The 24,481-nt window shown below is 73.8% G+C and carries 18 protein-coding genes; 2 read left to right on the plus strand and 16 right to left on the minus strand.

Features of this window, described 5'->3' with window-relative positions; translation table 11 throughout:
• Nucleotides 1-160: 160 nt before the first annotated feature.
• Nucleotides 161-2,791, plus strand: coding sequence for an aminopeptidase N (gene pepN / locus H9624_RS03580; RefSeq protein WP_251838516.1), 2,631 nt, complete (start codon nt 161-163; stop codon nt 2,789-2,791).
• Here pepN and H9624_RS03585 read toward each other — a convergent pair.
• The 4 genes from H9624_RS03585 to H9624_RS03605 form a co-directional block, all read right to left on the minus strand.
• Nucleotides 2,788-3,552 carry an SCO1664 family protein gene (locus tag H9624_RS03585; RefSeq protein ID WP_251838517.1) on the minus strand — a complete coding sequence of 255 codons (765 nt, stop codon included), beginning with the start codon at nt 3,550-3,552 and terminating at the stop codon, nt 2,788-2,790. The genes pepN and H9624_RS03585 overlap by 4 nt on opposite strands.
• Nucleotides 3,549-4,109 carry a DUF3090 domain-containing protein gene (locus H9624_RS03590; protein WP_372435089.1) on the minus strand — a complete coding sequence of 187 codons (561 nt, stop codon included), beginning with the start codon at nt 4,107-4,109 and terminating at the stop codon, nt 3,549-3,551. Before H9624_RS03590 ends, H9624_RS03585 begins: the two co-directional genes overlap by 4 nt.
• 1 nt (nt 4,110) lies before the next feature.
• On the minus strand, nt 4,111-4,809 hold the full coding sequence (locus H9624_RS03595) for a histidine phosphatase family protein (protein ID WP_251838519.1): 699 nt from the start codon (nt 4,807-4,809) through the stop codon (nt 4,111-4,113).
• Nucleotides 4,810-4,947: 138 nt separating this feature from the next.
• Nucleotides 4,948-12,009: a PKD domain-containing protein gene (locus H9624_RS03605; protein ID WP_372435090.1), complete on the minus strand. Its 7,062-nt coding sequence runs from the start codon at nt 12,007-12,009 to the stop codon at nt 4,948-4,950.
• Nucleotides 12,010-12,166: 157 nt separating this feature from the next.
• Between H9624_RS03605 and H9624_RS03610 the strand changes: the two genes are divergently transcribed.
• Complete coding sequence (locus tag H9624_RS03610; RefSeq protein ID WP_251838520.1) at nt 12,167-12,592, plus strand: hypothetical protein; 426 nt, start codon at nt 12,167-12,169, stop codon at nt 12,590-12,592.
• Between the two features lie 12 nt (nt 12,593-12,604).
• On the opposite strand, the gene H9624_RS03615 is transcribed toward H9624_RS03610, so the two are convergent.
• The 12 genes from H9624_RS03615 to H9624_RS03670 all read right to left on the minus strand — a co-directional run bounded on the left by H9624_RS03615 (nt 12,605) and on the right by H9624_RS03670 (nt 24,481).
• Nucleotides 12,605-13,414 (minus strand): alpha/beta fold hydrolase, encoded by an 810-nt coding sequence (locus H9624_RS03615; RefSeq protein WP_251838521.1) that lies wholly within the window; start codon nt 13,412-13,414, stop codon nt 12,605-12,607.
• Between the two features lie 64 nt (nt 13,415-13,478).
• The gene (locus H9624_RS03620) at nt 13,479-14,855 is read right to left on the minus strand and encodes an ABC transporter substrate-binding protein (RefSeq protein WP_251838522.1); all 1,377 of its coding nucleotides are present in this window, start codon (nt 14,853-14,855) and stop codon (nt 13,479-13,481) included.
• Nucleotides 14,856-14,910: 55 nt separating this feature from the next.
• Nucleotides 14,911-15,858, minus strand: coding sequence for a carbohydrate ABC transporter permease (locus tag H9624_RS03625; RefSeq protein ID WP_251838523.1), 948 nt, complete (start codon nt 15,856-15,858; stop codon nt 14,911-14,913).
• Complete coding sequence (locus H9624_RS03630) at nt 15,858-16,829, minus strand: carbohydrate ABC transporter permease (RefSeq protein ID WP_372435091.1); 972 nt, start codon at nt 16,827-16,829, stop codon at nt 15,858-15,860. Before H9624_RS03630 ends, H9624_RS03625 begins: the two co-directional genes overlap by 1 nt.
• Nucleotides 16,830-17,578: 749 nt before the next feature.
• On the minus strand, nt 17,579-17,863 hold the full coding sequence (locus tag H9624_RS17050) for an Rv1322 family protein (protein WP_251838524.1): 285 nt from the start codon (nt 17,861-17,863) through the stop codon (nt 17,579-17,581).
• A complete protein-coding gene (locus H9624_RS03640) occupies nt 17,863-19,290 on the minus strand; it encodes a GH1 family beta-glucosidase (RefSeq protein ID WP_251838525.1) in 1,428 nt (475 codons plus the stop codon). Before H9624_RS03640 ends, H9624_RS17050 begins: the two co-directional genes overlap by 1 nt.
• Entirely contained in the window at nt 19,290-20,501 is a 1,212-nt protein-coding gene (locus H9624_RS03645) for an N-acetylglucosamine-6-phosphate deacetylase (RefSeq protein WP_251838526.1), read from the minus strand. The genes H9624_RS03640 and H9624_RS03645 overlap by 1 nt, the downstream gene beginning before the upstream one ends.
• A gap of 37 nt (nt 20,502-20,538) precedes the next feature.
• A complete protein-coding gene (nucS, locus tag H9624_RS03650; RefSeq protein WP_251838527.1) occupies nt 20,539-21,234 on the minus strand; it encodes an endonuclease NucS in 696 nt (231 codons plus the stop codon).
• Between the two features lie 113 nt (nt 21,235-21,347).
• Nucleotides 21,348-21,764: a DUF2550 domain-containing protein gene (locus tag H9624_RS03655; protein WP_251838528.1), complete on the minus strand. Its 417-nt coding sequence runs from the start codon at nt 21,762-21,764 to the stop codon at nt 21,348-21,350.
• Nucleotides 21,765-21,775: 11 nt separating this feature from the next.
• Complete coding sequence (locus tag H9624_RS03660) at nt 21,776-22,066, minus strand: F0F1 ATP synthase subunit epsilon (RefSeq protein ID WP_251838529.1); 291 nt, start codon at nt 22,064-22,066, stop codon at nt 21,776-21,778.
• Nucleotides 22,067-22,069: 3 nt separating this feature from the next.
• On the minus strand, nt 22,070-23,542 hold the full coding sequence (gene atpD / locus H9624_RS03665) for a F0F1 ATP synthase subunit beta (RefSeq protein ID WP_251838530.1): 1,473 nt from the start codon (nt 23,540-23,542) through the stop codon (nt 22,070-22,072).
• A 45-nt stretch (nt 23,543-23,587) separates the two neighbouring features.
• Nucleotides 23,588-24,481, minus strand: a complete 894-nt coding sequence (locus H9624_RS03670) for a F0F1 ATP synthase subunit gamma (RefSeq protein WP_251838531.1) — start codon at nt 24,479-24,481, stop codon at nt 23,588-23,590.

Genomic DNA, 24,481 nt, shown 5'->3' on the forward strand with positions numbered 1-24,481 from the left:
CCACCCCTCCACCTGCGTCGAGCGCTGACTTGTTCCGGCGGAACAAGTCAGCGCTCGGCGCGAAGGGGGGCGCGCGGCAGGGGCGCGGGGGCGCGCGTGGCGCGGGGGAGCACGGTCGCCGCGTGGCCCCGGCCCGCCCCGGCGTGCTTTGCTCCTCCCCGTGAGCAACCTGACCCGGACCGAGACCCGTCGGCGCGCCGAGCAGCTGACCCTCCACGCCCTCACCGTCGAGCTGGACCTGCGCGCCGCCCGCGACGCGGCCGTCGCGACCTTCCCGACGACGACGACCCTGCGGCTGTCGAGCACGTCGACCACGACGTGGCTGGACTTCCTGGGCCCGCGCGTGCACGCCGTCGTCGTCGACGGGCAGGAGCAGGTGGTGCGGGTGGCCGACGGGCGCGTCGCCGTCGACGGGCTGCGGACGGACGGGGAGTCGACCGTCGTCGTGCGCGGTGAGGCCGCGTACTCCCGCACGGGGGAGGGGATGCACCGCTTCGTCGACCCCGTCGACGGCGAGACCTACCTCTACACGCAGTACGAGCCGGCCGACGCGCGCCGGGTCTTCGCCTGCACCGAGCAGCCCGACCTCAAGGCACCGTCCACCTTCGTCGTCACCGCGCCGGCGGAGTGGCAGGTGCTGTCGAACTCGGTGGCGGAGTCCGTCGTCGACGGCGAGGACGGCTCACGCACGTGGACCTTCGCGCCCACCCCGCCGCTGTCGACGTACATCACCGCCGTCGTCGCAGGGCCCTACCACCACGCGGAGGGGCACTGGTCCCGCGCGCTGGCCGACGGGGGCACCCTCGAGGTCCCGCTCGGCCTGTGGTGCCGCGCGTCGCTGGCGCCCTACCTCGACGCCGAGGAGTTCCTCGAGGTCACCCGCCAGGGCCTGGACCTCTTCCACGACGCCTTCGACTACCCCTACCCGTGGGGCAAGTACGACCAGGTCCTCGTGCCCGAGTACAACCTCGGCGCGATGGAGAACCCCGGCCTGGTGACCTTCACCGAGAAGTACCTCTTCCGCTCCCAGGCCACCGAGGCCCAGCGCGAGGGCCGCGCGACGACGATCCTCCACGAGATGGCGCACATGTGGTTCGGCGACCTCGCGACGATGCGCTGGTGGGACGACCTGTGGCTCAAGGAGTCCTTCGCCGACTACATGGGCACCTACGCGACGGCCACCGCCACCCGCTTCACCGGCGCGTGGACGAGCTTCGCGCTGCGCCGCAAGGCCTGGGCCTACCGGCAGGACCAGCTGCCCACGACGCACCCGGTCGTCGCCGACATCCCCGACCTCGAGGCCGCCAAGCAGAACTTCGACGGCATCACCTACGCCAAGGGTGCCTCGGTGCTCAAGCAGCTCGTCGCCTTCGTCGGTCCCGAGGCGTTCCTCGCCGGGGCACGGACCTACTTCCGGCGGCACGAGTACGGCAGCACGACGCTGCCGGACCTGCTCGCCGCCCTGGAGGAGGCGTCCGGGCGCGACCTGTCCGCGTGGAGCGGGCAGTGGCTCGAGACGACCGGCCCGTCCACGCTCACCGCCGAGCTCGAGACGGCCGACGGCACACTCACCGCCCTGCGCGTGCGCCAGGACGACGACGGCGGGGTGCTGCGCGACCACCGGCTCGTCGTCGGCTGCTACTCGAGCGACGACGACGGCGCGCTCGTCCGCACCCACCGGTTCGTCACCGACGTGACCGGTCCCGTCACGGAGCTGCCCGAGGCGGCCGGCATCCCGGTGCCCGAGCTCGTCCTCGTCAACGACGACGACCTCACCTACGCCAAGGTCCGCCTCGACGAGCGGAGCACCGCGACCGCGCTGCGGGCCGCCGGGACGATCGAGGAGTCGCTGTCCCGGGCGGTGCTGTGGTCGGCGCTGTGGAACGCGACCCGCGACGGCCTGCTGCCGGCTGCGGCCTTCCTCGACGCCGTCGTGTCCCAGCTGCCGGCGGAGCGGGAGGTCGGCATCGCCCGCGACCTGCTCGCCCACGCGGCGGGCGCCGTCGAGCACTACCTGCCCGTCCCGCAGCGCGACGGGGCGCGGGCGCTGCTCGCGGAGGAGGCGTACACCCAGCTCGGGCGGCACGAGGCCGGCTCGGGGCTGCAGCTGGTCTGGGCCCGCGCCTTCGCCGACGCCGCGGCACGCGCGCCGGAGGCCGCCGGCCGGGTGCGCACGGTGCTCGCCGGTGACGTGCCGGGGCTGCAGCTGGACCCGGAGCTGCGGTGGTCGCTGTGGCAGGCGCTCACCGCCGTCGGCGCGGCCGGCCCGGACCAGCTGGACGGCGAGCTCGCCCGCGAGGACACCGCCACGACGCGGCTGGAGCACCGCGCCGCCCTGGTCGGTCGACCGGACGCCGCCGTCAAGGCGGAGGCCTGGGCCTCGCTCGGGCTGCCCGCGCCCGGGCAGTACGCCGTGCTGGGGGAGAGCCCGCTGTCCAACGACGAGGTCGACGCCGTCATCGCCGGCCTCACGCAGCCGCTGCACGCGGACCTGCTCGAGGGCTACGTCGAGCCGTACTTCGCGCTGCTGCCCCAGCTCTGGGCGGGACGTTCGATCGAGATCGCCGAGCGCCTGGTCGAGGGTCTCTACCCCGCCTGGGTGGACGGGCAGGAGGGACAGGTCGAGGACCACCCGGTGGTCGCGCGCACCCGCCGGTGGCTGGGCGAGCACGAGGACGCACCCGCCGGGCTGCGCCGCTGCCTCCTCGAGCAGCTCGACGACCTCGAGCGCGTGCTGCGGGCGCGGAGCACCGCGGCCCGACCGGCCGGCGCCCGGGGCGGGCACGTCTAGAAGGGCGGCCAGGGGATCGCCGGGTAGCCCGCGGGCGGGGCGGGCAGCCGGCCCGTCGTGAGGAGCCGGTCGCAGCGCGCGGCGAGGGCGGCGACCTCCACGTCGGTGAGCAGCTCGGCGAGGGCGGCACCGAGGTCGGCGTCCAGGGCCTCGCGCACCCGCGCGACGCCCGTGGACTCCTCGGCCTCGAGCTCGCCGCCGGCCCACCCCCACAGCACGGTGCGCAGCTTGTGCTCCTCGTGGAAGGTGAGGCCGTGGTCCACGCCGTACCGGTGGCCGCCGGCCATCGCGAGCACGTGCCCGGCCTTGCGGTCGGCGTTGTTGGCGAGGACGTCGAAGACCGCCATGCGCCGCAGCGCGGGGGAGTCCTCGTGGAGGAGGGCGACCTCCCGGTCCTCCTCGTCGACGCCGCTGAGCACGTGGCACCAGCCCTCGCCGGGCAGCTCGTCGGCGGAGACGAGCGTGACGGCGTCGTGCGCGGGGTCCGAGTCGCACCACAGCTGGGCCATCCCGGGGCCGAGCGGTCCGTCGTGCAGCCAGGTCCGGGGCACGACGTCCCAGCCGAGCGCCTCGGACAGCAGGTAGGAGGCGAGCTCACGCTGCGCCAGCGTGCCGTCGGGGAAGTCCCACAGGGGCCGCTCCCCGGCGACCGGCTTGTAGACGACCCCCACCTCCCCGATGTGGCCGAGGAAGGTGGCGTTGGACGCCGTCGTGATCCGCCCGTCCAGGACGATGTCCCCGCCGGCGAGCTCCGGTGTCACTGCGGGCCGTCGGGAAGCCCGCAGACGTGCCCCTCCGGATCCATCGGCTCGCCGCACCGCGGGCACAGCGGCCGGCCCGCGTCGACGATCTCGCGCGTCCGCTGGGCGAAGGCCCGGGCGGCGCCCACCGGGATCCGCACGACGAGCACCTCCTCCGGCTCCGGGCCGACCGGCTCGAGAGTCTCAGGGTCGACCGGCTGGGCCGGCACGGCCTCGATGACGAGCTGCGCCGTCGACGGGTCCCAGCCCAGCCCCATGATGCCGACGCGGAACTGCTCCTCGACCGGCTGGTCGAGGGCGTCGTCGTCGACGAGCTCCACGGGGGCCTCGTCGGGGACGCTGAAGCGATTGCCGTCGGCGGCCATGAGCTCGTCGAGGAGCTCGTCGATCTTCTCGGCGAGGGCGGCGGACTGCTCCTTCTCGAGCGCGACGCTGAGCAGCCGCGCGCCGGCCCGGGCCTGGAGGTAGAAGGTGCGCGCGCCGGGGCGCCCCACCGTGCCGATCACGAGTCGGTCGGGCCAGTCGAAGGTGTGGGCGGTCTGAGGCACGGGCCCCATGCTACGAGGCACCCGCGGGGACCGCCGGTCCGGCGCCGCCGCCGACCTGCGGCGCATCCGGCTGGGCGCCGAGCCACGAGAGGTCCCCGGCGTGGGTGTTGACCGCGAGGACGTGCGGCTGGGCCGGGGTGTAGCGCACGACGGAGACCGAGGCGGGGTCCGCGTGGAGCCGCTGGAAGAGGTCGAGGTGCAGCCCGAGGGCGTCGGCGAGGATCGCCTTGACGAGGTCACCGTGGGTGACGGCCGCCCACACCGCGGCCGGGCCGTGCTCCGCCTCGACCGCCGCGTCGATCCGCCGGACCGCGCTCACCGCGCGGGCGTGCATCGCGACGAGCGACTCCCCGCCCGGGAAGACCGCGGCCGAGGGCTGCCGCTGGACCACCGACCACAGCTGCTCCTTGGCGAGCTCGGCGAGCGAGCCACCCTGCCACGCGCCGTAGTCGCACTCGGTGAGGTCCTCCTCCACGCGGGCGGCGAGGCCGCTGCCCTGGTGGTCGAGGACGGCCTGGGCGGTCTGCCGGCACCGCTCGAGCGGGCTGGAGACGACGGCGACGAGCGGGACCGCGCCGAGACGGGCGCCGGTCCGTGCCGCCTGCTCGCGTCCGGTCCCGTCGAGCTCGACGCCGGGGGTGCGCCCGGCCAGCACGCCGGCGGTGTTCGCGGTGCTCCGGGCGTGCCTGACGAGGATGACGGTGGCCATGGCCACCCACCCTAGGCCCCCGCCCCCGTCGACAGCCGGATGCCGCCCGTCAGCGACCGGGGCAGGCGGGCGGGATCCAGCTCTCGGCGCGGGGGGGGTGGGGCTGGTGGTGAGCGTCGCGGGGGCGGGTCGAGGGGGCTAGTGGGAACGGCGGCGGCGGACGAGGAGTGCGCCGAGGGCGGTCACCGCGCAGGCCGCGGCGAGGAGCGCCCACGCGCCACCCGCACCCGTCGACGGCATCCGGGGGGTGTCCGTCCCGGGTGCGGGGGTGCCGTCGGACCCGGCCGCGGGGGTGCGTGTCGGGGCGGGGGTGGTCGGGTCGTCCGTCGGCTGCTCCGTGGGTGCCCCGGTGGGCTCCTCGGTCGGCTCCTCCGTCGGCTCCTCGGTCGGCTCCTCGGTGGGCTCCTCGGTCGGCTCCTCGGTCGGTTCCTCCTGCGCGGTGGCGACGACCGTGCACTCGACGGAGTCGGCGAGACCGACCGTCAGGGTGCCGTCGGGTGCGCAGGCCCCGGTGTAGGCGACCTCGTAGTCCTCGGGAGCGCCGGCGACCACCGCGTGGGTGCCGGCAGCGAGCTCCAGGGGCACGTCGAACTCCGCCGGCGTCCCGCCCACCGTGAGGCTGAAGCCCTCCGGCACCGCCTGCAGGGCGGCGGCCGCGAGCCGCACCGCGCTCACCACCTGGAGCCGGACGGTGACCTCGGCCGCGACGTCGTCGTGGGTGACGGTGCACCGGGCGTCGTCCCCGGCGGCGAGGGTCACGGTGCCGTCGGCGGCGCACGCGCCCCCGAAGGTCGTCGCGTACCCGGCGGGGCCGTCCTCCAGGGCGAGGGCGTAGCCGCCGGCGGCGAGGGAGTAGGCGGTGCCGCTCGTCGAGCCCGGCGCGCTGCCGACCCCCGCGACGCCGACGACGAAGTCCGCGGCGTCCGCGGTGCCCCCGTGGTCGGTGACGACCTCGGTGACAACGGTGAGGGCGGCGAGCTCGGGCGGCACGTCGTCGTGGACGACCGTGCAGGCGCCGGTCCCGCCGGCGGCGAGGGTGACCGTGCCGTCCGCGGCGCAGTCCCCGGTGACGGTCGTCGTGTACCGGGCCAGTGCGCCGCCGTCGACGACGTAGGCGCCGGCTCCGACGGTGTGGACCGTCCCGACCGCGTCACCGGGGCCGGTGGCCACGACGACGCTCCCGCGGCGCAGCGTCACCGTGAAGTCGGCCGCCGCCGCCGTGCCGCCGTCGTCGTTGACCACCTGCGTCGTCACGGTGAGCGTGGCGGGCTCCGGCGGGACGTCGTCGTGGACGACGGTGCAGGCGCGGCCCGTGCCGGCCGTCAGGGTGACGGTCCCGTCGGCGGAGCAGTCCCCGGTGACCGTGGTCGCGTAGCCGGGCAGGGAGCCGCCGTCGACGGCGTAGGCACCGGCCGGCAGGGTGTGGACCGTCCCGGCCGGGTCACCCGGGGTGCTCGCCACGAGGTCGCCGTCGCGGCGGACCGACACGGTGAAGGCACCGGCGGCCGCGGTGCCGCCGTCGTCGTTGACCACCTGCGTCGTCACGGTGAGCGTCGCGAGCTCCGGCGGGACGTCGTCGTGCGTGACGGTGCAGGCCGCCGTGCCGGCCGCGGCGAGCGTCACCGACCCGTCCGGCGCGCAGTCCCCGCTCACGGTCGTCGTGTAGCCGGCGAGCGTCCCGCCGTCGACGACGTACGCGCCGGCGGGCAGCGGGTGCGCCGTCCCTGCCGGGTCGCCCGGCTCGGTGCCGAGGACCTCACCGCCCGAGCGGAGCGTCACGCTGGCGTCGGCGGGCCCGGCGGTGCCGCCGTCGTCGTTGACGACGACGGTCCTCACCGTGAGCGTCGCGAGCTCCGGCGCGACGTCGTCGTGCGTGACCGTGCACGTGCCCGTCCCGCCCGCGGCGAGGGTGACGGTGCCGTCGGCGCAGTCCCCGCCCAGGGTGGTCGTGTAGCCGGGCAGCGAGCCGCCGTCGACGGCGTAGGTCCCGGCCGTCAGCGCGTGCACCGTGCCGTCCGCCGAGCCCGGCGCGGAGACCGGGGCGCTCGGACCGTCGGCCAGGGTGACGGTGAAGTCGCCGGGCGCCGCGCTGCCGCCCTCGTCGTTGACGACCGCGGTGACGACGGTGAGCCGGGGCCGCTCGAGGACGTCGTCGACGTCGGTCGCGACGTTGTTCGCCGGCGTGAGGTCGCTGCCGTGGGTGCCGTCGTCGAAGGCCCGCGCGGTGACGGCGAGCGTGCCCCCGGCCGTCGCGTCCTCGGCCACGCGCACGGTGAGGCTGCGCGGGACGGTCGCGCCGGCGTCGGCGTCGAAGACCGGCCAGCTGACGGTGGCGCCGTCGGCCGTGCCGCCGTCGCCGGCGGACACGAGCGTGAGGCCCTCGGGCAGCTCGACGGTGAGCGCGACGCCGGTGGCCCCGACCTGCCCGACGTTGCCGACGTCGACGGCGTAGGTGAGCTCCTCGCCGCCGCTCACCGCGGTGCGGCCGTCGTCGACCGCGACGGTGATGTCCGGGCGCTCGACGAGGGCGGTCGCGCAGGACCCGAGGAGCGCGTCGAGGACGGGCTGGGGGTCGGTGGCGAACTCGCGGATGTCGAAGACGGCGCCGCCGCTGCCCGTGGCGAGGTCCTGGTAGTCCTGCGTCGAGCTGTTCGGGGTGATGATCGAGAAGAGGACGGCCTCGTGCTCGGCGAGCGCGGCGCGCGCCTCCTCGACCGTGTACTGGGAGCGCTGGGTGTGCTCGTCGCCGACGAGCACGACGCAGCGTCCGGCGCCGGGCCGCAGGCCGACGTTCTCGCCCAGCGCGTCGACGATCGCGTCGATGCCGGGCTCGTCCCCGCCGCCCGTGGTGAGGGCCGCGGTGGCGGTGGCGACGTCGTCGAGGTTGTCGGTGGCGGGGACGACGACGCGGGGCAGGTGACCCGGCCGTCCCTCGTGGGCGAGGAAGCCGCCGCCGAAGCCCATGACGCCGATCTGGTAGTCGATCTGCTGGGCGAGCTGCTCGGCGATGTGGACGACGTTCGCCTGGACCTGCCGCTGGACCCCGCCCATGCTGCCGGACTCGTCGATCGTGAAGACGACGTCACCGGGCGGGCGCTGGGTGTCCGGCACGGTGTCCGCGTCCGCGGAGGTGAGGTAGTCCCCGGTGCCCGCGAACTCCGCGCGGAGCTCACGCTCGGTGCCGAGCGGCAGCTGGAGCTGGACGGCTCCGGCAGCGTCGGTGGTCACGGTGCGGGTCTCGTCGCCGAGCGTGACGGCGAGCTCGGCGCCCGGGACGGGCGTGAACCCGGTCCGGTTCCACAGGGTGGCGCGGACGCTCAGCTCGCCGGTGGAGGTGAGGGAGCCGGGCACCGGGTAGACGTTGAGGTAGGTGGGGGAGGGCTGGACGATGACGGTCGCGGTGTCGGTGGAGGATCCGCCGTCCGCGTCGGTCACGGTGAGCGTCGCGGTGTGGGTGCCGACGCCGTAGCGGTGGGGCACCCGCGCCGTCGTGCTCGTGCAGCCCTCGACGACGACCGCGTCGCTGCCGTCCCCGAAGTCCCACGTGCACCGCAGCTCCGCGCGGTCGGCGGCGACGTCGTTGACGGTCGCGTCCGGCGTCCACGTCGACACCGCCCGGCCCTCGACTGTCGCCACGGGCGCCGTGTGGTCGCGCCCGGCGGAGACGGTCGGGGCGACGTTCTCGACGGTCACCGTGCGCGTCGACGTCGCCTGCTGCCCGTAGGAGTCGGTGACGGTGAGGGTGACCTCGTACTCGCCGTCGTCGGGGTAGGCGTGGGTGGGGGCGAGGGTGCCGTCCGTCCGGCTGCCGTCACCCCACGTCCACGTGCGCTCGACGACGGCCCGGCCCGCGGGGACGGGGGTGGTGTCGGTGAAGCGCTCGGAGCGTCCCTCGAGCGCGGGGGAGGGCACGGCCACGTCCGTGTCGGGCAGGGGCGCGACGACCCGCTGGAGGAGCTCGGTGCGCGAGGTGCTGCCCTCGGCGTCGGTCACGGTGAGCGTCACCGTGTAGTCGCCCGGGGCCGCGTAGGTGTGGACGGGGTGCTGCTCGGTGGAGGTGGCGCCGTCACCGAAGGTCCACACCCAGGCGACGATGTCGCCGTCCGCGTCGGCGGAGCGGTCGGTGAACTCCACCCGCGCGCTGCCGACCTGGCCGGTGAGCGCCTTGAGCTCGAGGGTCTCGGTGTAGGAGGTCGAGCCCCGGTTGGTGAGCGCGTCGTAGCGCAGGTACCGGCCGGTGCGCGGGGTCTCGAGCTCCAGGCGCTGGAGGTCCGCGGTGTTGGCGAGCTGGGTGTCCACCGCCGTGGTGAAGAGGTCCGCCGAGGTCCCGCGCACCTCGCCCAGCGCCAGCCGCACGTCCTGCGGGCGGGTGCTCTGACCGGCACCGGGGCGCAGCGCGAGGGCCTCGACCTGCCAGCTGCGGCCGAGGTCGAGGACGGCCCACTGGTTGGTCGTGAGCGCGGAGGCGGTGCGCCAGCCGGTGGCCCCGGCCGGGTAGTCGACGTCGATCATCTCCCCGGGCGTGGCGCTCTGCGCCGCGGCGCTGGAGAAGGCGAGGACGCTGCCGCCGTGGTCGACGAGCGCGACGTCCGCGAGGCCCGTGCCCGGCAGCGGGCTGAACGCGGCGCGGGGCGGACCGGAGAGGAGGATCTCGGCGCTCGCGACCTCCGAGACCACCCCGAGGGAGTCGGTGACGCGCAGCGCGACCGTGCCCGAGGCGTCCATGACGTGCACGGGGTGCTGCTCGGTGGAGTCGACGGTGAAGGTGGCGCCGTCGTGGTCGAGGTCCCACTCCCAGGCGGCGATGCCGTCGGCGTCGGTGGAGGTGTCGGTGAGCCGGACCGGGTTGCCCACGAGGGGCACCTCCGGCTCCCAGGTGAAGGAGGCGACCGGCCGGTCGGTGACGACGACGACGCCGCTCGCCCCGTCGCTCTCCCCGTCCCCGTCCGTCACCGTGAGGGTGACGTCGTAGCGGCCCGGGGCGGAGTAGGTGTGGCTGGGGTGGCGCTCGGTGGAGTCCGTGGCGCCGTCGCCGTCGAGGTCCCACGCCCACGCGGAGACCGGGCCGTCGGGGTCGGTGGAGCGGTCGGTGAAGGCGACCGGCTCGTCGACGACGGCGGGGACCGGGGCGTGCTCGAAGGCGGCGGTGGGCGGGCCGGTGTCCTCGGTGGTGGGGTCGCAGTCGTCGTCGACGCCGTTGCCCGGGACCTCGGCGGCGCCGGGGTGGACGGCGGGGTTCTCGTCGTCGCAGTCGACGTTGGCGTGCCAGCCGTCGGCGTCGACGTCCGGGTGGACGGGCACGAGGGTCCACTGGGTGGTGCGGGCCGCGCCGGAGGGGTCGGTGCTGTGTGCGGCGACGCGCTGCGGTGCCTCGTCGCCGCCGGGGGAGAAGGTGTGGCTCGTGCCGGTCGCGACGGTGTCCTCACCGACGGTCCACTCGGTGAGGACCTCGTCGCCGTCCGGGTCGGCGACGGTGACGGTCAGCTCCTGGCTCCCGTCGAGCGGCACCTCGACCACGCCCGGGGCGGGCAGCGGGCCCGTGTGCGTGGGCGGCCGGTTGGACGAGGTGAGCTGGAGCTGGACGACGTCGACGGCGGTGCGTCCGTCCTGCGCGGTCGCCCGCACGCCGACGAGGACGCGACCCGGCTGCCCGGAGAGCACCTGGCCGGTGGCGGGGAAGGTGTGGGTGACGGTGGTGCCGGTCGCGTCGTCGAAGGCGCCGTCGCCGTCGAGGTCCCACTCGATCGTCTCGCAGCCGGTGCAGCGGGCCGTGAGGCTGCGCGGGGTGCCGACGGGCACCGAGGTCGCGCCGGGGGCGGTGACCGTCGGGTAGGGCGTCTCGCCGCGGGTGGCGACGAGCGCCTCGAGCTCGGAGATGATCGGGTTCATCGCGTTGGCGAGCTGGGTGTAGGCGCCCGACATCCCGTTGTTGACGCTGACCTCGGCGTTCTGGAAGGTCGTCCACGACGGGGCACCGCCGACCTCGTCGAGCACGACGTCGACGAGCCGCTCGAGGTCCTCGTCGGTGGCACCGAGGTTGCGCAGCTCGCGCTCCTCGACGGGGCTGAGCCCCTCGGCCGCGAGCCGCGAGGTCCCCGCGCGCAGGCGGTCCAGGGCGGTGCTCGGGTGGCTCCCGGCGCTGGCGAAGGCGTTGGTCTGGGCGTGGAGGGCACCGGACTCGTTGGCCAGGGCGGTGTTGAGCCGGGCCGCGTAGTCGCGGATGCCGCGCGCGTGGAGGAGCGCCGCGGGGGCGTCGTCGGCGAGGGCCGCGCCCTGGTACTTCTCGAGCGCGCCGAGGAAGGCGGCCGACAGCTCGGTCGTCTGGCTGAGGTGGTCGGCCCACGTGGCGAAGGCGGTCCAGCCCGGGTGGCCGAGCGGGGCGGCGAAGTCCGTGACCGGCGCGGGGACGGCGGGCTCCGCGAAGTCGGGGTCGGGCGGGTCGGCGGCGATGCCCCGGTAGTAGGAGGCACGGTCGACGATGGTCTTGACGACGGCGAGCTGGAGCGCGATGACGTCGGTGACGCTGGCGGTCGGGCACCATGGCGTGACCGGGCTGCCCTCGATCGTCGGCATGAGGAGGCAGATGTAGGTGAGGTAGAAGCCGGTGAGGCTGCGCGCGTCGCTGATGAGCGAGTAGGCCGTCGTCGCAGCGAAGAAGGCCGCGTAGGCCTGTGCCGCCTCCACCCAGTGCTCGGCCTGCTCGTCGGCAGCACCCTTCATCGCCTGGATCGCGGGGTCGGGCAGGAGCGGGACCCCGGTGGGCAGGACGACCTCGAAGGCGGGGGAGAGGACCGAGTCGCTGCCGTCGAGCACGCCGTCCTGGCAGGTGTCCTCGACGAGGTCGTAGGTGCCGGCGCCGACGCTGCCGCTCGGGGCGGTGATCGCGAGGATCTCCCCGAAGACGCCGCTGCCCAGGCCGGTGCCCTGGAGGGTGTTGGGGGACCCGGAGACGTCGCTCAGCGCGCCGCCCGGACTCACCGAGCCGGTGGGGACGACGTAGATGTCCGAGGTCGTCCAGAAGGTGTCACAGTCCCGGGTGAGGGTGCCGATGTCGACCATGACGGTCGCGTTGGGCCCGAAGCTGTAGCCGTTGAGGGAGAACTGGGAGACGTCCGCGGCGGCCGGTCCCGCCGTCGTCATCCCCCCGAGCACGAGTGCAGCTCCCGCGGTGGCAGCCGCCACCCGAGTCGTCCGGCCCATGTCCGCGTCGTCCCCTCATCCGCCCGGCAGTCTCCGGATGCTCCCCGGTTACGCACCTCGGGGGCGGCCTCACGAGGGATGATCGACAGGTGATCACGAGGGGTGGGACGGGGTGAGGCGGGGGGGGGGCCCCCCCCGGGCCGTCTACGCTGGGACGGTGAGCGACGAGCGCGACTGGGCGGAGCAGCGGCGGGAGGCCGCGGCCGTCCACGCCGACATGCTCGAGCAGCGTCAGCGTGCCGAGCACGAGCGCGCCGCCCGGCTGCTCCGCGACTTCGCCGCCGTCGCCCGGGACCGCCTCCCGGCCGAGCCGCTGCGGGTGCGCGGCTACGGCGGCCGCGGCGAGGCCCGCAGCGGACTCGCCGGCTGGTACTTGCGGACCGACCGCTCCGCCGGGCTGAGCAGCGACGGCGACTTCTACGTCCTCACCGCCCCGCTGGGTCTGCGTGAGCGGCTGCGCGGCGTCGACCTCCAGCCCACCCCGCCGCCCATGGTCCTCGGCGCCGGCGGCCGCGACGGGGAGTCCATCGACCTGCCCGACGCCCTCGAGCGCCTCCTGCCCGGCTGGCGCACGCTCGGCTGAGCCGGCCGCCCGTCAGGCGACGGAGGCGTGCAGCCGCCGCAGTGCCTGCGCGACGGCGGCCGGGTCCTCGACCGCGCTCATGTGCCCGGCCCGCGGGACGACGACGAGCTCGGACCCGCCGCCCAGGGCGCGCGCCATCGCCTCGGCGGCCTCCTGGGTGCTCGTGAGGTCCTCCGCACCGCGCAGCACGAGGCCGGGCACCTCGAGGTCCTCGAGCGCGCTGAGCCGGGCGGGCCGGGCGGCCATCGCGCGCTGCGCCCACGCGATCCCGGCCGGCGTCCCCTGCGCCGCCCACCCGCGCACGCGCTCGACGACCTCCGGCCGCTCGGCCCGGGTCGTCTCCCCCAGCACGACGTCGACCATCCCGGCCACCGCGTCGGCGCCGCTGCGCCCGGCCTCCTCGGCCATGCGCAGCCGGTTGGCGCGGGCGTCGTCGCCGTCGGCGTCGGCCCGCGTGTCGAGGAGCCCGACGGCGGCGAGCAGCCCGCGGTGCCGCTCCGCGAGCGCCAGGGCGACGTACCCGCCCATCGACAGGCCGGCGACGACGGCGCGGTCGACGCCCTCGCCGCGCAGGGTCGCGGCGACGGCGTCCGCGTAGGTCTCCAGCGACGGGCCGGGCTCCCGGGAGACCGCCGCGGCGACGTCGTCGGGAGCCGGGGAGCCGCCGAAGCCGGGCGCGTCGAGGGTGAGGACGGGAACGTCGGGCAGCTGCGCGACGACGTCGTCCCACATGCGCGCGTCCAGCGGGAAGCCGTGGAGCAGGACGAGGGGCAGGCCGCTCGCCGGCCCGTGGCGGTGCAGGGCAAGAGGTGCGGTGCTCATCCTCCGAGGATGGCACGCGGGTGTCCCGGGCCGCCCGCAGTGACGTGCGGCCCGGGACGACCGGTCAGTCGGTGCTCACGTTCTCGTAGGCCCGCATGACGGTCGCCTGGGCGTCGGCGAGCGCCTCCTCGGGCGTCTTGTCCTCGAGCAGCGCCGCCGTCATCGCGTTGGTCAGCTCGTTGGTGATCTCCTGGCCCACCGGAGAGGCGCCGAAGGACCGCCCGTACTCGACGACCTCGTAGTAGGTCTCGATGACCTGGTCGAAGGCCTCGTTGCCGGAGGGCTGCACGTGGGCCTCGCGAATGGCCTGGTCGGCCTCGGGCGAGCCGGTGAACAGACCGGTGTTGACGCCGCCCTCCTCCGCGATGGTGGCCGCGCGGGCCTCGCCCGCCGCCGTCCACGCGTCGAGGGAGGTCACGTCGACCATCCACGCGCACGCCCCGTCCGGGTTCTCCGCCCCGACCGGCACGACGAAGGCCGTGCCACCGGCGACGGAGAAGTTCTCCCCGTCGGCGTCACGGAAGGGCACCGCGCCGAGCTCGACCTGGTCGACGTAGGGCGACAGGACGTTGGGGTACCACTGCGCGTTGATCTGCGCGCCGACCTGGTCGGCGACGAACTGGTTCTGCTCGCCGAAGAAGTCGAAGGAGTCCGCGAAGCTCTTGTAGGGCGCGTAACCGCCCTGGGCGTCGATGATCGCCTTGACGTGCTCGATCGCGGCGACGTTGGCCGGGTCGTCGAGGGTGGGGGTGCCGTCGTCGTCGGTGAGGGAGCCGCCCATGCCGAGCACCCACAGCGGGGCCTGGCCGGTGGGCTGCGGGTCGAAGCCGAGCGTGCTCGGGTTGTTCCCGTTCGCGGCGTACATCGCCTCGACGGCGGGCAGGAGGACGTCGAGGTTCGAGGTGTCGATGGCCTCGTCCTCGACCCCGGCCGCGCTCGTGACGTCGCGGTTCAGCAGCACCGCGGGGGGCTGGTAGAACTGCGGGGTCGCCCAGACCTGGTCCTGCCACCGCACGTCGTCCACGACGAAGGGGTACCAGTGCTCGTCGGGCACGACCTCGTGGGCCTCGAAGCACTGGTCGAGGGGCTGGATGAGCCCCTGCGCGGCGTAGGTGCCGACGTAGCGGCGGTCCATCTGGACGACGTCGGGCACGTCGCCGCTGGCGATGCGGGTGGTGAACTTCTGGGCGTCGAAGCCCGTCGGGTCGAGCTGGATGTCGAGGTCGGTGAGGGTCTCCTCGGCGTGGTCGAGGCGGGCCTGGCCGACGTCGTCGGCGTTGTCGAAGGCCCACGCGTCGATGGCGCCGGTGGCCTCGGCGGAGAAGGAGGTGCTCTCACCGTCACCCGAGCCGCCGTCGTCGTCCGAGCCGCCGCAGGCCGCGAGCAGCAGGAGGGCCGGGACCATCCCTGTCGCGACGAGTGTGGAGTGACGCCTGTTCATGTCGTTCCCTTTCTCACGGTGGAGGGTGGACGGCGGGGCTCGTGACGAGACCGCCTCACCCCTTGCGGCCGGTGGTCGCGATGCCCTCGATGAAGTACCGCTGCCCGAAGGCGAACAGGACGAGCATCGGCAGGGTGACGAGGAGCGAGGCGACCATGACGTACTGGTAGTCGCCCTGGCCGCCCGCCGTCGGGCTGTAGCGGGTCATCGCGTAGGCGATGCCGAGGGGCGCGGTGAAGTCCTCGACGCCGCCGGCGTTGAGGTAGATGAGCGCCGCCTGGAGGTTGTTCCAGCTCGCCTGGAACTCGAAGAGGAAGACGATGATGAACGAGGGGATCGACAGCGGCATGACGATCCGCCAGAAGATCCGCCAGTAGCTCGCCCCGTCCATCCGCGCCGCCTCGAAGAGCTCGCGCGGCAGGCCGAGGAGGAACTGGCGCTGGAGGAAGATGTAGAACGCCGAGCCGAAGAGGTTGAAGGCCCACAGCGGGGCCCACGTGCCCAGCAGCCCGATCTCCTTCCAGATGAGATAGGTCGGCACCATCGTCACGGCGCCGGGGAGCATCATCGTGCCGAGCACCAGCCCGAAGAGGGCGTTGCGCCCCGGGAAGCGGAAGTGCGCGAAGCCGAAGGCGACCATCGTGCTCGAGAGCGCCACGGTGGTGGCGGCGAGGAGCGCGATGGCGAGGCTGTTGAACAGCCAGCTCGTCAGCGGCAGCTGCTCCCACACGTCGGCGTAGTTCGACCAGACGAAGGTCTCGGGGATGAGCCTGTTGTCGAAGACCTGCCCGCGCGGCTTGAGGCTGGCGGCCAGCAGCCACGCGAACGGGTACATGAAGACGAGGGCGAAGAGGATGACGAGCACCCACAGCACGACCTTGCCCGGCGAGAACCGGAACGGGGGCTTGCGCCGTCGTCGGGTGCCGTAGCGCTCGGTGCCGGTCACCTCGTCGGCCATGCGGTCGGTGGCGACGACCGCCTCGGGTGAGTTGAGAGCCGACATCAGCGCTGCCCCTCGTAGAAGACGAGCCGGTTGCCGACACGCACCTGGATGACGGTGACGATCATGATGATGACGAACATGAGCCAGGCCATCGCCGAGGCGAAGCCGAAGTTGAACTGCCGGAACGCCTGCTGGAACAGGTAGACGGCGTAGAAGAGCGACGCCTCGGGGGCGGCGTTGTTCTGGTCGCGCCAGAAGAGCAGGTAGGCCTGGTCGAAGGTCTGGAACGCGGCGATGCTCAGGACGATGACGTTGAAGAACAGGGCCGGGGAGATCATCGGGAGGGTGATCCAGAAGAACTGGCGCACCGGTCCGGCGCCGTCGATCGAGGAGACCTCGTAGAGCTCCTGCGGCACGTTCTTGAGGGCGGCGAGGAAGATGACCATCGTGCCGCTCACCGCCCACAGCGACATGAGGACGATCGAGGGCTTGACCCAGTCCGGGTCGACGAGCCACTGCGGGCCGTCGATGCCGATCGCGGCGAGGCCCTGGTTGATGGCGCCGGTGTTGCCGTTGAGCAGGAGGAAGAAGACGGCGGCGGTCGCGACGGCCGGGGTCATCTTCGGCAGGTAGTAGATCGTACGGAAGACGCCGCTGCCCCGCCCCAGCCTGGACAGCAGGAGGGCCAGCGTGAGGGCGAAGACGATCTCGAGCGGGACGAGCATGATCGCGTAGAAGAGCGTGTTCGCCAGCGAGGTCGCCACCCGCGGGTCCTCGATGAGGTTCGCGAAGTTCCGGGTGCCCACGGGGCGCATCTCCCCGGTCGCGAGGTTGTAGTCGCTGAAGGCGATGAACAGGCTCCACACCATGGCGCCCGCGGTGAAGATGAGGAAGCCGACGATCCACGGGGAGATGAAGAGGAAGCCGGTAAGGGCCTCCCGGCGGTTGTAACGGACGTTGCGCCGGCTCCTGCGCGCGCGACGGGCAGCAGACGGTGAGCCCCCCGCACCCAGCGTGAGGGACTCAGCCACCGAAGCGTCCGCTCGTTCTCGTACCGTCGTGCGGCGCCATCCGTCGTCCCTTCGCCCAATCGTCCCGGCACCCTTGCCAGATCGCGACAGTATCGGCGCCCTCCTGGTCCGGCAACAGGTGGAGAAGCGCTTCTTCACGGGCCGTCCGCCGGCCGTGGTCGGGGAGCCCGCCGCGCCCCGATGTCAGTGGTCCGTCATACGCTTCGGACAAGCGTTCGACCAGGGGAGGTGCCGGTCATGACCACGACGACGTCGCCCACCGGCCCTGCCCCGCTCGCCCGGCAGGTGCGCGCCGGGGTGGCGGCCCTCCTGTCCGGCGCTCCCGGGACGGGCGCCGGTGGGTGGACCGGTGAGGAGCGCGAGGCGGTCGTGGCCGAGCTCGACGCGGCGATCCAGGAGCTCACCGTCTACCGGGGCCAGGTCCTCCTCGCCCACCGGAACGACGGCCGCTGGGGCTCGGTGCAGGACCGGGACTTCGCCGACTACCGCTCCCGCTCCACCGGCATCGGCCGCGGCGCGGCGGTCGGGGACCTCAGGCTCGCCGAGGGGCTCGAGGCCATGCCCGCGGTGGCCGGGGCGGTGGAGCGGGGCGAGGTGACCCTCGAGCACGCCAGGGCGCTCACCCGCCTCCGCGAGAAGGCCGCCCGTTGCTCCACAGCACGCCGACGTGAGCGCGGGTCCACCGGCAGCTACCACCACCACCGGGTCCACGAGCTCGACGTCGTCATCACGACGCTCCCCGACTGCGCTCAGCGGCGGGCCCAGCAGGCGGTGTGCCAGTGTCGGCGCTCCTCCAGCCCTGGCCCGAGGAGCGCCTCGGTGGGCCACGCGACGACGTGGCCGACACCGGGCGGGATGAGCTGCTGGCACCCGGGGCAGCGGTAGGACTTCTCCCCGCCGCGCACGGTGCGCACCGTGTACGTCTCCCCGCCCGGGCCGGTCTCGCTCCGGACGACGCCGCCGAGACGGTCAGGGTCCAGCGGGACGTGGGCGTCCCCGTAGGGGCGCTTGCGTCCCCGGCGCGCGCGGGCCATCAGCCCTCCAGCGGCGGCAGCGCCGCAGCCTCCTCCACGCCGGGCAGCCGCCCGGTGCGGACGAGCTCGCGGTACCACAGCGCCGAGTCCTTGGGGGTGCGCTGCTGGGAGTCGAGGTCGACGTGGACGATGCCGAAACGCTTGGAGTAGCCGTAGGCCCACTCGAAGTTGTCGACGAAGGACCACGCGAGGTACCCGCGCAGGTCCACGCCGGCCTCCCGGGCCCGCAGGACCGCGGCGATGTGGGAGTGGAGGTAGGCCACGCGCGCGGTGTCGTGGACGCGGCCGTCCACCGGCACGTCGCCGTCGAAGGCGGCGCCGTTCTCGGTGACCATGAGTGGCTGGTCGGGGTAGGCGTTGTCGAGGGCGAGGAGGAGCTCCTCCAGCGCCCCGGGGCGGATGTTCCAGCCCATCGCCGTGTGCGGCGGGTCCACGGGGAGGAACTCCACGTCCTCGACCCCCACCCAGGGGGAGGCGGCGGCAGCGCCGTGCCCGTCGGCGCGCGGGGCGCCGCCCTCACCGTGGTGCCGGCGCACGAGCTGGGTGGAGTAGTAGTTGAGGCCCAGGACGTCCAGGCGCTGGCGCGTGACGGTGAGGTCGCCGGGCTGGACGAAGGACCAGTCGGTGAGGTGCGCGGTGTCGCGCAGCAGCCGCGTGGGGTAGCTGCCGTCCATGAGCGGGCCGAGGAAGACGTGGTTGCCCACGGCGTCGACCTGCGCGACGGCCTCGAGGTCCGGCCCGGACTCCGGGTCGGCGGGGTGGGTGACGTGGAGGTTGAGGGAGATCGACACGGGAGTGTCCTCCCCGAGCTCCTCCCGGATGGCCCGTGTGGCCAGACCGTGGGCGAGGTTGAGGTGGTGCGCCGCGGCGAGGGCGGCGGCCGGCTCGGTGCGCCCCGGGGCGTGGACCCCGGAGGCGTAGCCGAGGAACGCGGTGCACCACGGCTCGTTGAGGGTGGTCCACAGCGCGACCCGGTCACCCAGCTCGCGCGCCATGAGGCGGGCGTACTCGGCAAAGGCGTAGGCGGTGTCGCGGCTGGGCCAGCCGCCGGCGTCCTCGAGCTCCTGCGGCAGGTCCCAGTGGTAGAGCGTGACGACGGGCGCGATGCCGCGGGCGAGCAGCTCGTCGAGGAGCTCGCGGTAGAAGGCCACACCCTCGGGGTTGAGCGGGCCGCGGCCGCCGGGCTGGACCCGCGGCCACGAGACCGACAGGCGGTAGGCCTGCACCCCGAGCCGGGCCATGAGCGCGACGTCCTCGCGCCAGCGGTGGTAGTGGTCGACGGCGACGTCGCCCGTGTCACCACCCTGCACCCGGCCGGGCGTGTGCGAGAACGTGTCCCAGATCGACGGGCCGCGCCCGCCCTCCCGGGCCGCGCCCTCGACCTGGTAGGCGGCCGTGGCCACGCCCCAGCGGAAGTCCTCCCACATCACAGCTCCACCCCTCCCTTGACGACCCGCACCGGCCGCAGGTCCGCATCGGTGACGACGACGTCGGCCCGCCGACCCGCCTCGAGCGCCCCGACGCCGTCGTCGCCGAGGACGGCGGCAGGGGTGGTGGCGGCCGAGTACACGGCGTCGACGAGGTCGACTCCCCCGGCGACGGTCGTGCGGACGACGTCGATGAGGTGCGCGGTGCCGCCCGCGATCGACGTGCCGCCGGTGAGGCGCGCGACGCCGTCGGCCACGGTGACGGCCAGGGAGCCAAGCTGGTAGTCGCCGTCGGGCATGCCGGCGGCGGCCATGGCGTCGGTGACGAGGGCGACGTTCTCCCGGCCGGCGATCTCCATGAAGCTCCGCACGAGGGAGGGGTCCAGGTGGGTGCCGTCGGCGATGAGCTCGATGACGAGGCGGCCGTCGGCGGCGGCGGCGAGGAACTCGGGGATGGGGCCGGGCTCGCGGTGGTGCATCGGGTTCATTCCGTTGCACAGGTGGGTGACCGTGGGGCGCGCGGAGCGGGCGGCGGGCGCGTCGGCGAGCATCCGCCCGGCCTCGACGACGGCGGCACGCGACTGCGGGGCGGTGGCGACGGTGTGGCCGAAGGAGGGCAGCGCGCCGCCCGCGGCGAGGGCGCCGGCGACGCCGTCCTCCCCGGTGACGCCGGGCGCCTCCGGCGCGAGGGTCATCGTGACGACGTGGCCCCGGCCGAGGGCGAGGAGCTCGCGGGTCAGCGCGGCGTCCGGCTGCTGGATGGCGGCGGGGTTCTGGGCGCCGCACCGGTCGGCGGAGATGAACGGGCCCTCGTAGTGGATACCGGCGATCTCCCCCGCCTCGGCGAGCTCGACGAGGACGCCGGTGCGCTGGCGCAGGACCTCCGGCGGCGCGGTGACGAGGGAGGCGACGAGCGAGGTCGTGCCGTGACGCAGGTGCTCGGCGACGGCGACGCGCGCGGTGTCGAGGTCCTCGGCGTCCGGGAAGCTGGCCCCACCACCGCCGTGGCAGTGGAGGTCGACCAGGCCGGGCAGGACGTAGCCGTCGACGGGCGCCGCGGCGGCGACCGTCTCCCGCAGCCCGGCGGGCGCCTCACCGGCGTCCCCGACCCAGGTGAGGCGGTCGTCCTCCCACACGACGGCGCCGTCGTCCAGGACGGCGGTGGGGGTGACGACACGTCCGCGGATTACGCGCGGGGAGGCAGTGCTCATCCCCCCATCATGCCAACCGCCGCGACGGCTGGAGCACTCAGAAGAGGCGGGTGTCGGGGTCGTCGAGGCCCCGCATGGCGTTGTAGTCGAGGATGACGCAGCGGATGCCGCGGTCCTCGGCCAGGACGCGCGCCTGGGGCTTGATCTCCTGGGCCGCGAACACTCCCTGGACCGGCGTGAGGTGCGGGTCGCGGTTGAGGAGCTCGAGGTAGCGGGTCAGCTGCTCCACGCCGTCGATCTCGCCTCGACGCTTGATCTCCACCGCCACCGCCCGCTCCTGCGGGTCGCGGGCGAGGATGTCGACGGGGCCGATGGCCGTGGGGAACTCGCGGCGGACCAGGCGGTGGCCCGGGCCGAGCAGCTCGATCTGCTCGGCGAGGAGAACCTGGAGGTGCGCCTCGACGCCGTCCTTGACGAGGCCGGGGTCGACGCCGAGGTCGTAGGTGCCGTCGTGCAGCACCTCGTGGATCTTGACGACGAGCCGGTCGTCCGTCTTCGTGTTCTGGACCGTCCAGACCTCCTGGACCCCCGAGGCGACGTCGTCGGCCTCGGGCTGGCCGACCTCGAGCCGGCACGGCGGGCTCATCCAGTTGAGCGGCTTGTAGGAGCCGCCGTCGGAGTGGACGAGCACCGAGCCGTCGGCCTTGACCATGAGGAGGCGGGTGGCCAGGGCGAGGTGGGCGTCGAGCCGGCCGGTGTAGTCCACCGAGCAGCGGGCGATGACGGTGCGCACGTGGGGTTACCTCCGGGACGACGTCGCGAGTAACAAGTCAGCTCTCGGCGCTGGGGGCGGGGGCGCTGGGGGCGGGGGCGCTGGGGGCGGGGCTGGGGCTGGGGCTGGGGCGGTCAGGCGGCGCCGCGGTCGACGGGCGGGCTGGACTCCAGCCAGCTCGTCAGGCCCGCCAGGGCATCGCCCTCGAGCGCCAGGTAGAAGCTGTCACCACCGACGTGGCACTCCACCTCCATCGCCCCCCACGCGCTGCCGGGCAGCACCCGGCGGCCCGGCTCGATGACGAGCTCGCTGCGCCGCCACCGCGCTGCCGGTCCGGGCCGCAGGGACAGGATCCGGTACCAGTCGATCCGCTCGACCCCGTACACGGCGACCCCGCTCGACCAGTCCTGGGACTCGGCGGCGCGCCACGCGCAGGAGAACGACCCGACCACCCGCCCGAGCGCCCGCAGGCGCACGAGCATCCACAGCCCGACCAGCAGCGCGAGCACAGCAAGCAGGACGAGCAGCCACAGCAGCCACGTCCAGCCCACGGCGGCCGCTCCTAGTGCTCGACGGCGGCTTCGGCGTGGTCCGCGCGCCGCTCGTCCTGCTCGTCGACGACGATCATGACGTCGTCGTCGTCGCACGACACGAACCCACCCAGGATCTCCACCGACTCCGAGGCGCCCCCCGACTGGCTGATGGTGACCTTGCCCGGCCGCAGCACGGCAAGCACCGGCTGGCGGCCGGGCAGGATGCCCAGCACGCCGTCCGCGGCGGGGACGCTGACCGAGGCGGCGTCCCCGCTCCACAGGGTCCGGTCAGGACCGACGATCTGCACCGTGAGGGCCACGGGTCAGGACTCCTTCTGGATCTTCGACCAGTTGCGCTCGAGGTCCTCGATGCCACCGATGTTGAAGAAGGCCTGCTCCGGGACCTGGTCGTACTCGCCGTCGGCGATGCGACGGAAGGCCTCGACGGTCTCGGCGACCGGCACGGTCGAGCCCTCGACACCGGTGAACTTCACCGCGGTGTAGGTGTTCTGCGAGAGGAACTGCTCGATGCGACGGGCCCGGTTGACGGTGACCTTGTCCTCCTCGGAGAGCTCGTCGACACCGAGGATCGCGATGATGTCCTGGAGCTCCTTGTTCTTCTGGAGGATGGACTTCACGCGGATGGCGACCTCGTAGTGCTCGCGGCCCACGAACTGCGCGTCGAGGATGCGGGAGGTCGAGGTCAGCGGGTCCACGGCCGGGTAGAGACCACGCGAGGCGATGTCACGCGAGAGCTCGGTCGTGGCGTCCAGGTGGGCGAAGGTCGTCGCCGGGGCCGGGTCGGTGTAGTCGTCGGCGGGGACGTAGATCGCCTGCAGCGAGGTGATCGAGTGGCCGCGCGTGGACGTGATGCGCTCCTGGAGGATGCCCATCTCGTCGGCGAGGTTCGGCTGGTAGCCCACGGCCGAGGGCATGCGGCCCAGCAGCGTGGAGACCTCGGAGCCGGCCTGCGTGAAGCGGAAGATGTTGTCGATGAAGAGCAGCACCTCCTGCTGCTGGACGTCGCGGAAGTACTCCGCCATCGTCAGCGCGGACAGGGCCACGCGCAGACGCGTGCCCGGCGGCTCGTCCATCTGGCCGAAGACCAGCGCGGTCTTGTCGAAGACGCCGGCCTCCTCCATCTCCATGATGAGGTCGTTGCCCTCACGGGTGCGCTCACCGACGCCGGCGAACACCGACACACCACCGTGGTCCTGCGCCACGCGCTGGATCATCTCCTGGATGAGGACCGTCTTGCCGACGCCCGCACCACCGAAGAGACCGATCTTGCCACCCTGGACGTACGGGGTGAGGAGGTCGATGACCTTGATGCCCGTCTCGAACATCTGGGTCTTCGACTCGAGCTGGTCGAAGCTCGGGGGCTTGCGGTGGATGGGCCAGCGCTCGGTGACCTCGAGCGTCTCGCCCTCCTTGAGGTTGAGCGGCTGACCGGTCACGTCGAAGACGTGGCCCTTGGTGATGTCGCCGACGGGCACGGTGATCGGGCTGCCGGTGTCGCGCACCTCCATGCCACGGACCAGGCCGTCGGTCGGCTTGAGCGCGACCGCGCGGATGAGGTTGTCACCGAGGTGCTGGTTGACCTCGAAGGTCATCTCGAGCATGCCCTCGCCCTGACCGATGGTGGACTTGTCCACCGTCGCGACGAGCGCGTTGTAGATCGAGGGGATCTCGTCGGGGGCGAACTCGACGTCGATCGTCGGTCCGGTGACCCGGGCGATGCGGCCGACGCCGGGCGCGGCCTGCTCGGTGCTGGAGTCGGTCGTCGTGGCAGTCATGTCAGTTTCCTTCGATGCGGGCGGCAGTGGACTGGGTACGCACGTTCAGCTCGCTGCCAGTGCGTCGGCTCCCGAGACGATCTCGGTGAGCTCTTGAGTGATCTCGGCCTGTCGTGCGGAGTTCGCCAGCCGCGTGTACGTGGCGATGAGGTCCTCGGCGTTCTCGACGGCGGTGTGCATGGCCCGCTGCCGGCTCGCCAGCTCGGAGGCGGCCGCCTGCAGGAGGGCGTTGTAGATGCGGCTGCGCACGTACAGCGGCAGCAGCTGGTCGAGGACGGCGTCCGGGGACGGCTCGAACTCGTACAGCGGCAGCGGCTTGGCGCCGGCCTCGGCCACGCCCTCGACGACCTCGAGCGGCAGCATCCGACGCACGAAGGGCTCCTGGCTGACCATGGAGACGAACTTCGTGAAGACGATGTGCAGCTCGCTCACGCCGCCGGCGTCGGCCGGGGCGAGGAAGGCCTCGAGGAGGGTCTCGGAGATGTCGCGGGCGAGCTGGGCGTCCGGCTTGTCCGACTGCCCCTCCCAGCTCTTGACGATCCGCTGGCCCCGGAAGGTGAAGTAGCCGATCCCGCGACGCCCGACGACGTAGAGGTCGATCTCCTTGCCCGCGTCCGTGAGCCGCTCGGTGAGCTGCTCGGCGGCGCGCAGGACGCTGGCCGTGTAGGAGCCGGCCATGCCGCGGTCGGCGGCCAGGACGAGCACCGCGACCCGGTTCGTGTCGGTGCGCTCACGCAGGATCGGGTGACCGACGTGCGCGTGCGCCGCGACCGCCGACGTCGCGCGGGTGAGCGCGATGGCGTACGGGCTGGCCTTGGTCGCCTGGTCGCGGGCGCGACCGATCCGCGAGGCGGCGATGAGCTCCATCGCGCGGAACATCTTCTTCAGTGTCTGCGTGGAGCGGATCCGCTGTTTGTAGACGCGCTGCTGGGCCCCCAC

It is taken from the genome of Oceanitalea stevensii, from assembly GCF_014837105.1.
GTDB lineage: Bacteria > Actinomycetota > Actinomycetes > Actinomycetales > Actinomycetaceae > Oceanitalea > Oceanitalea stevensii.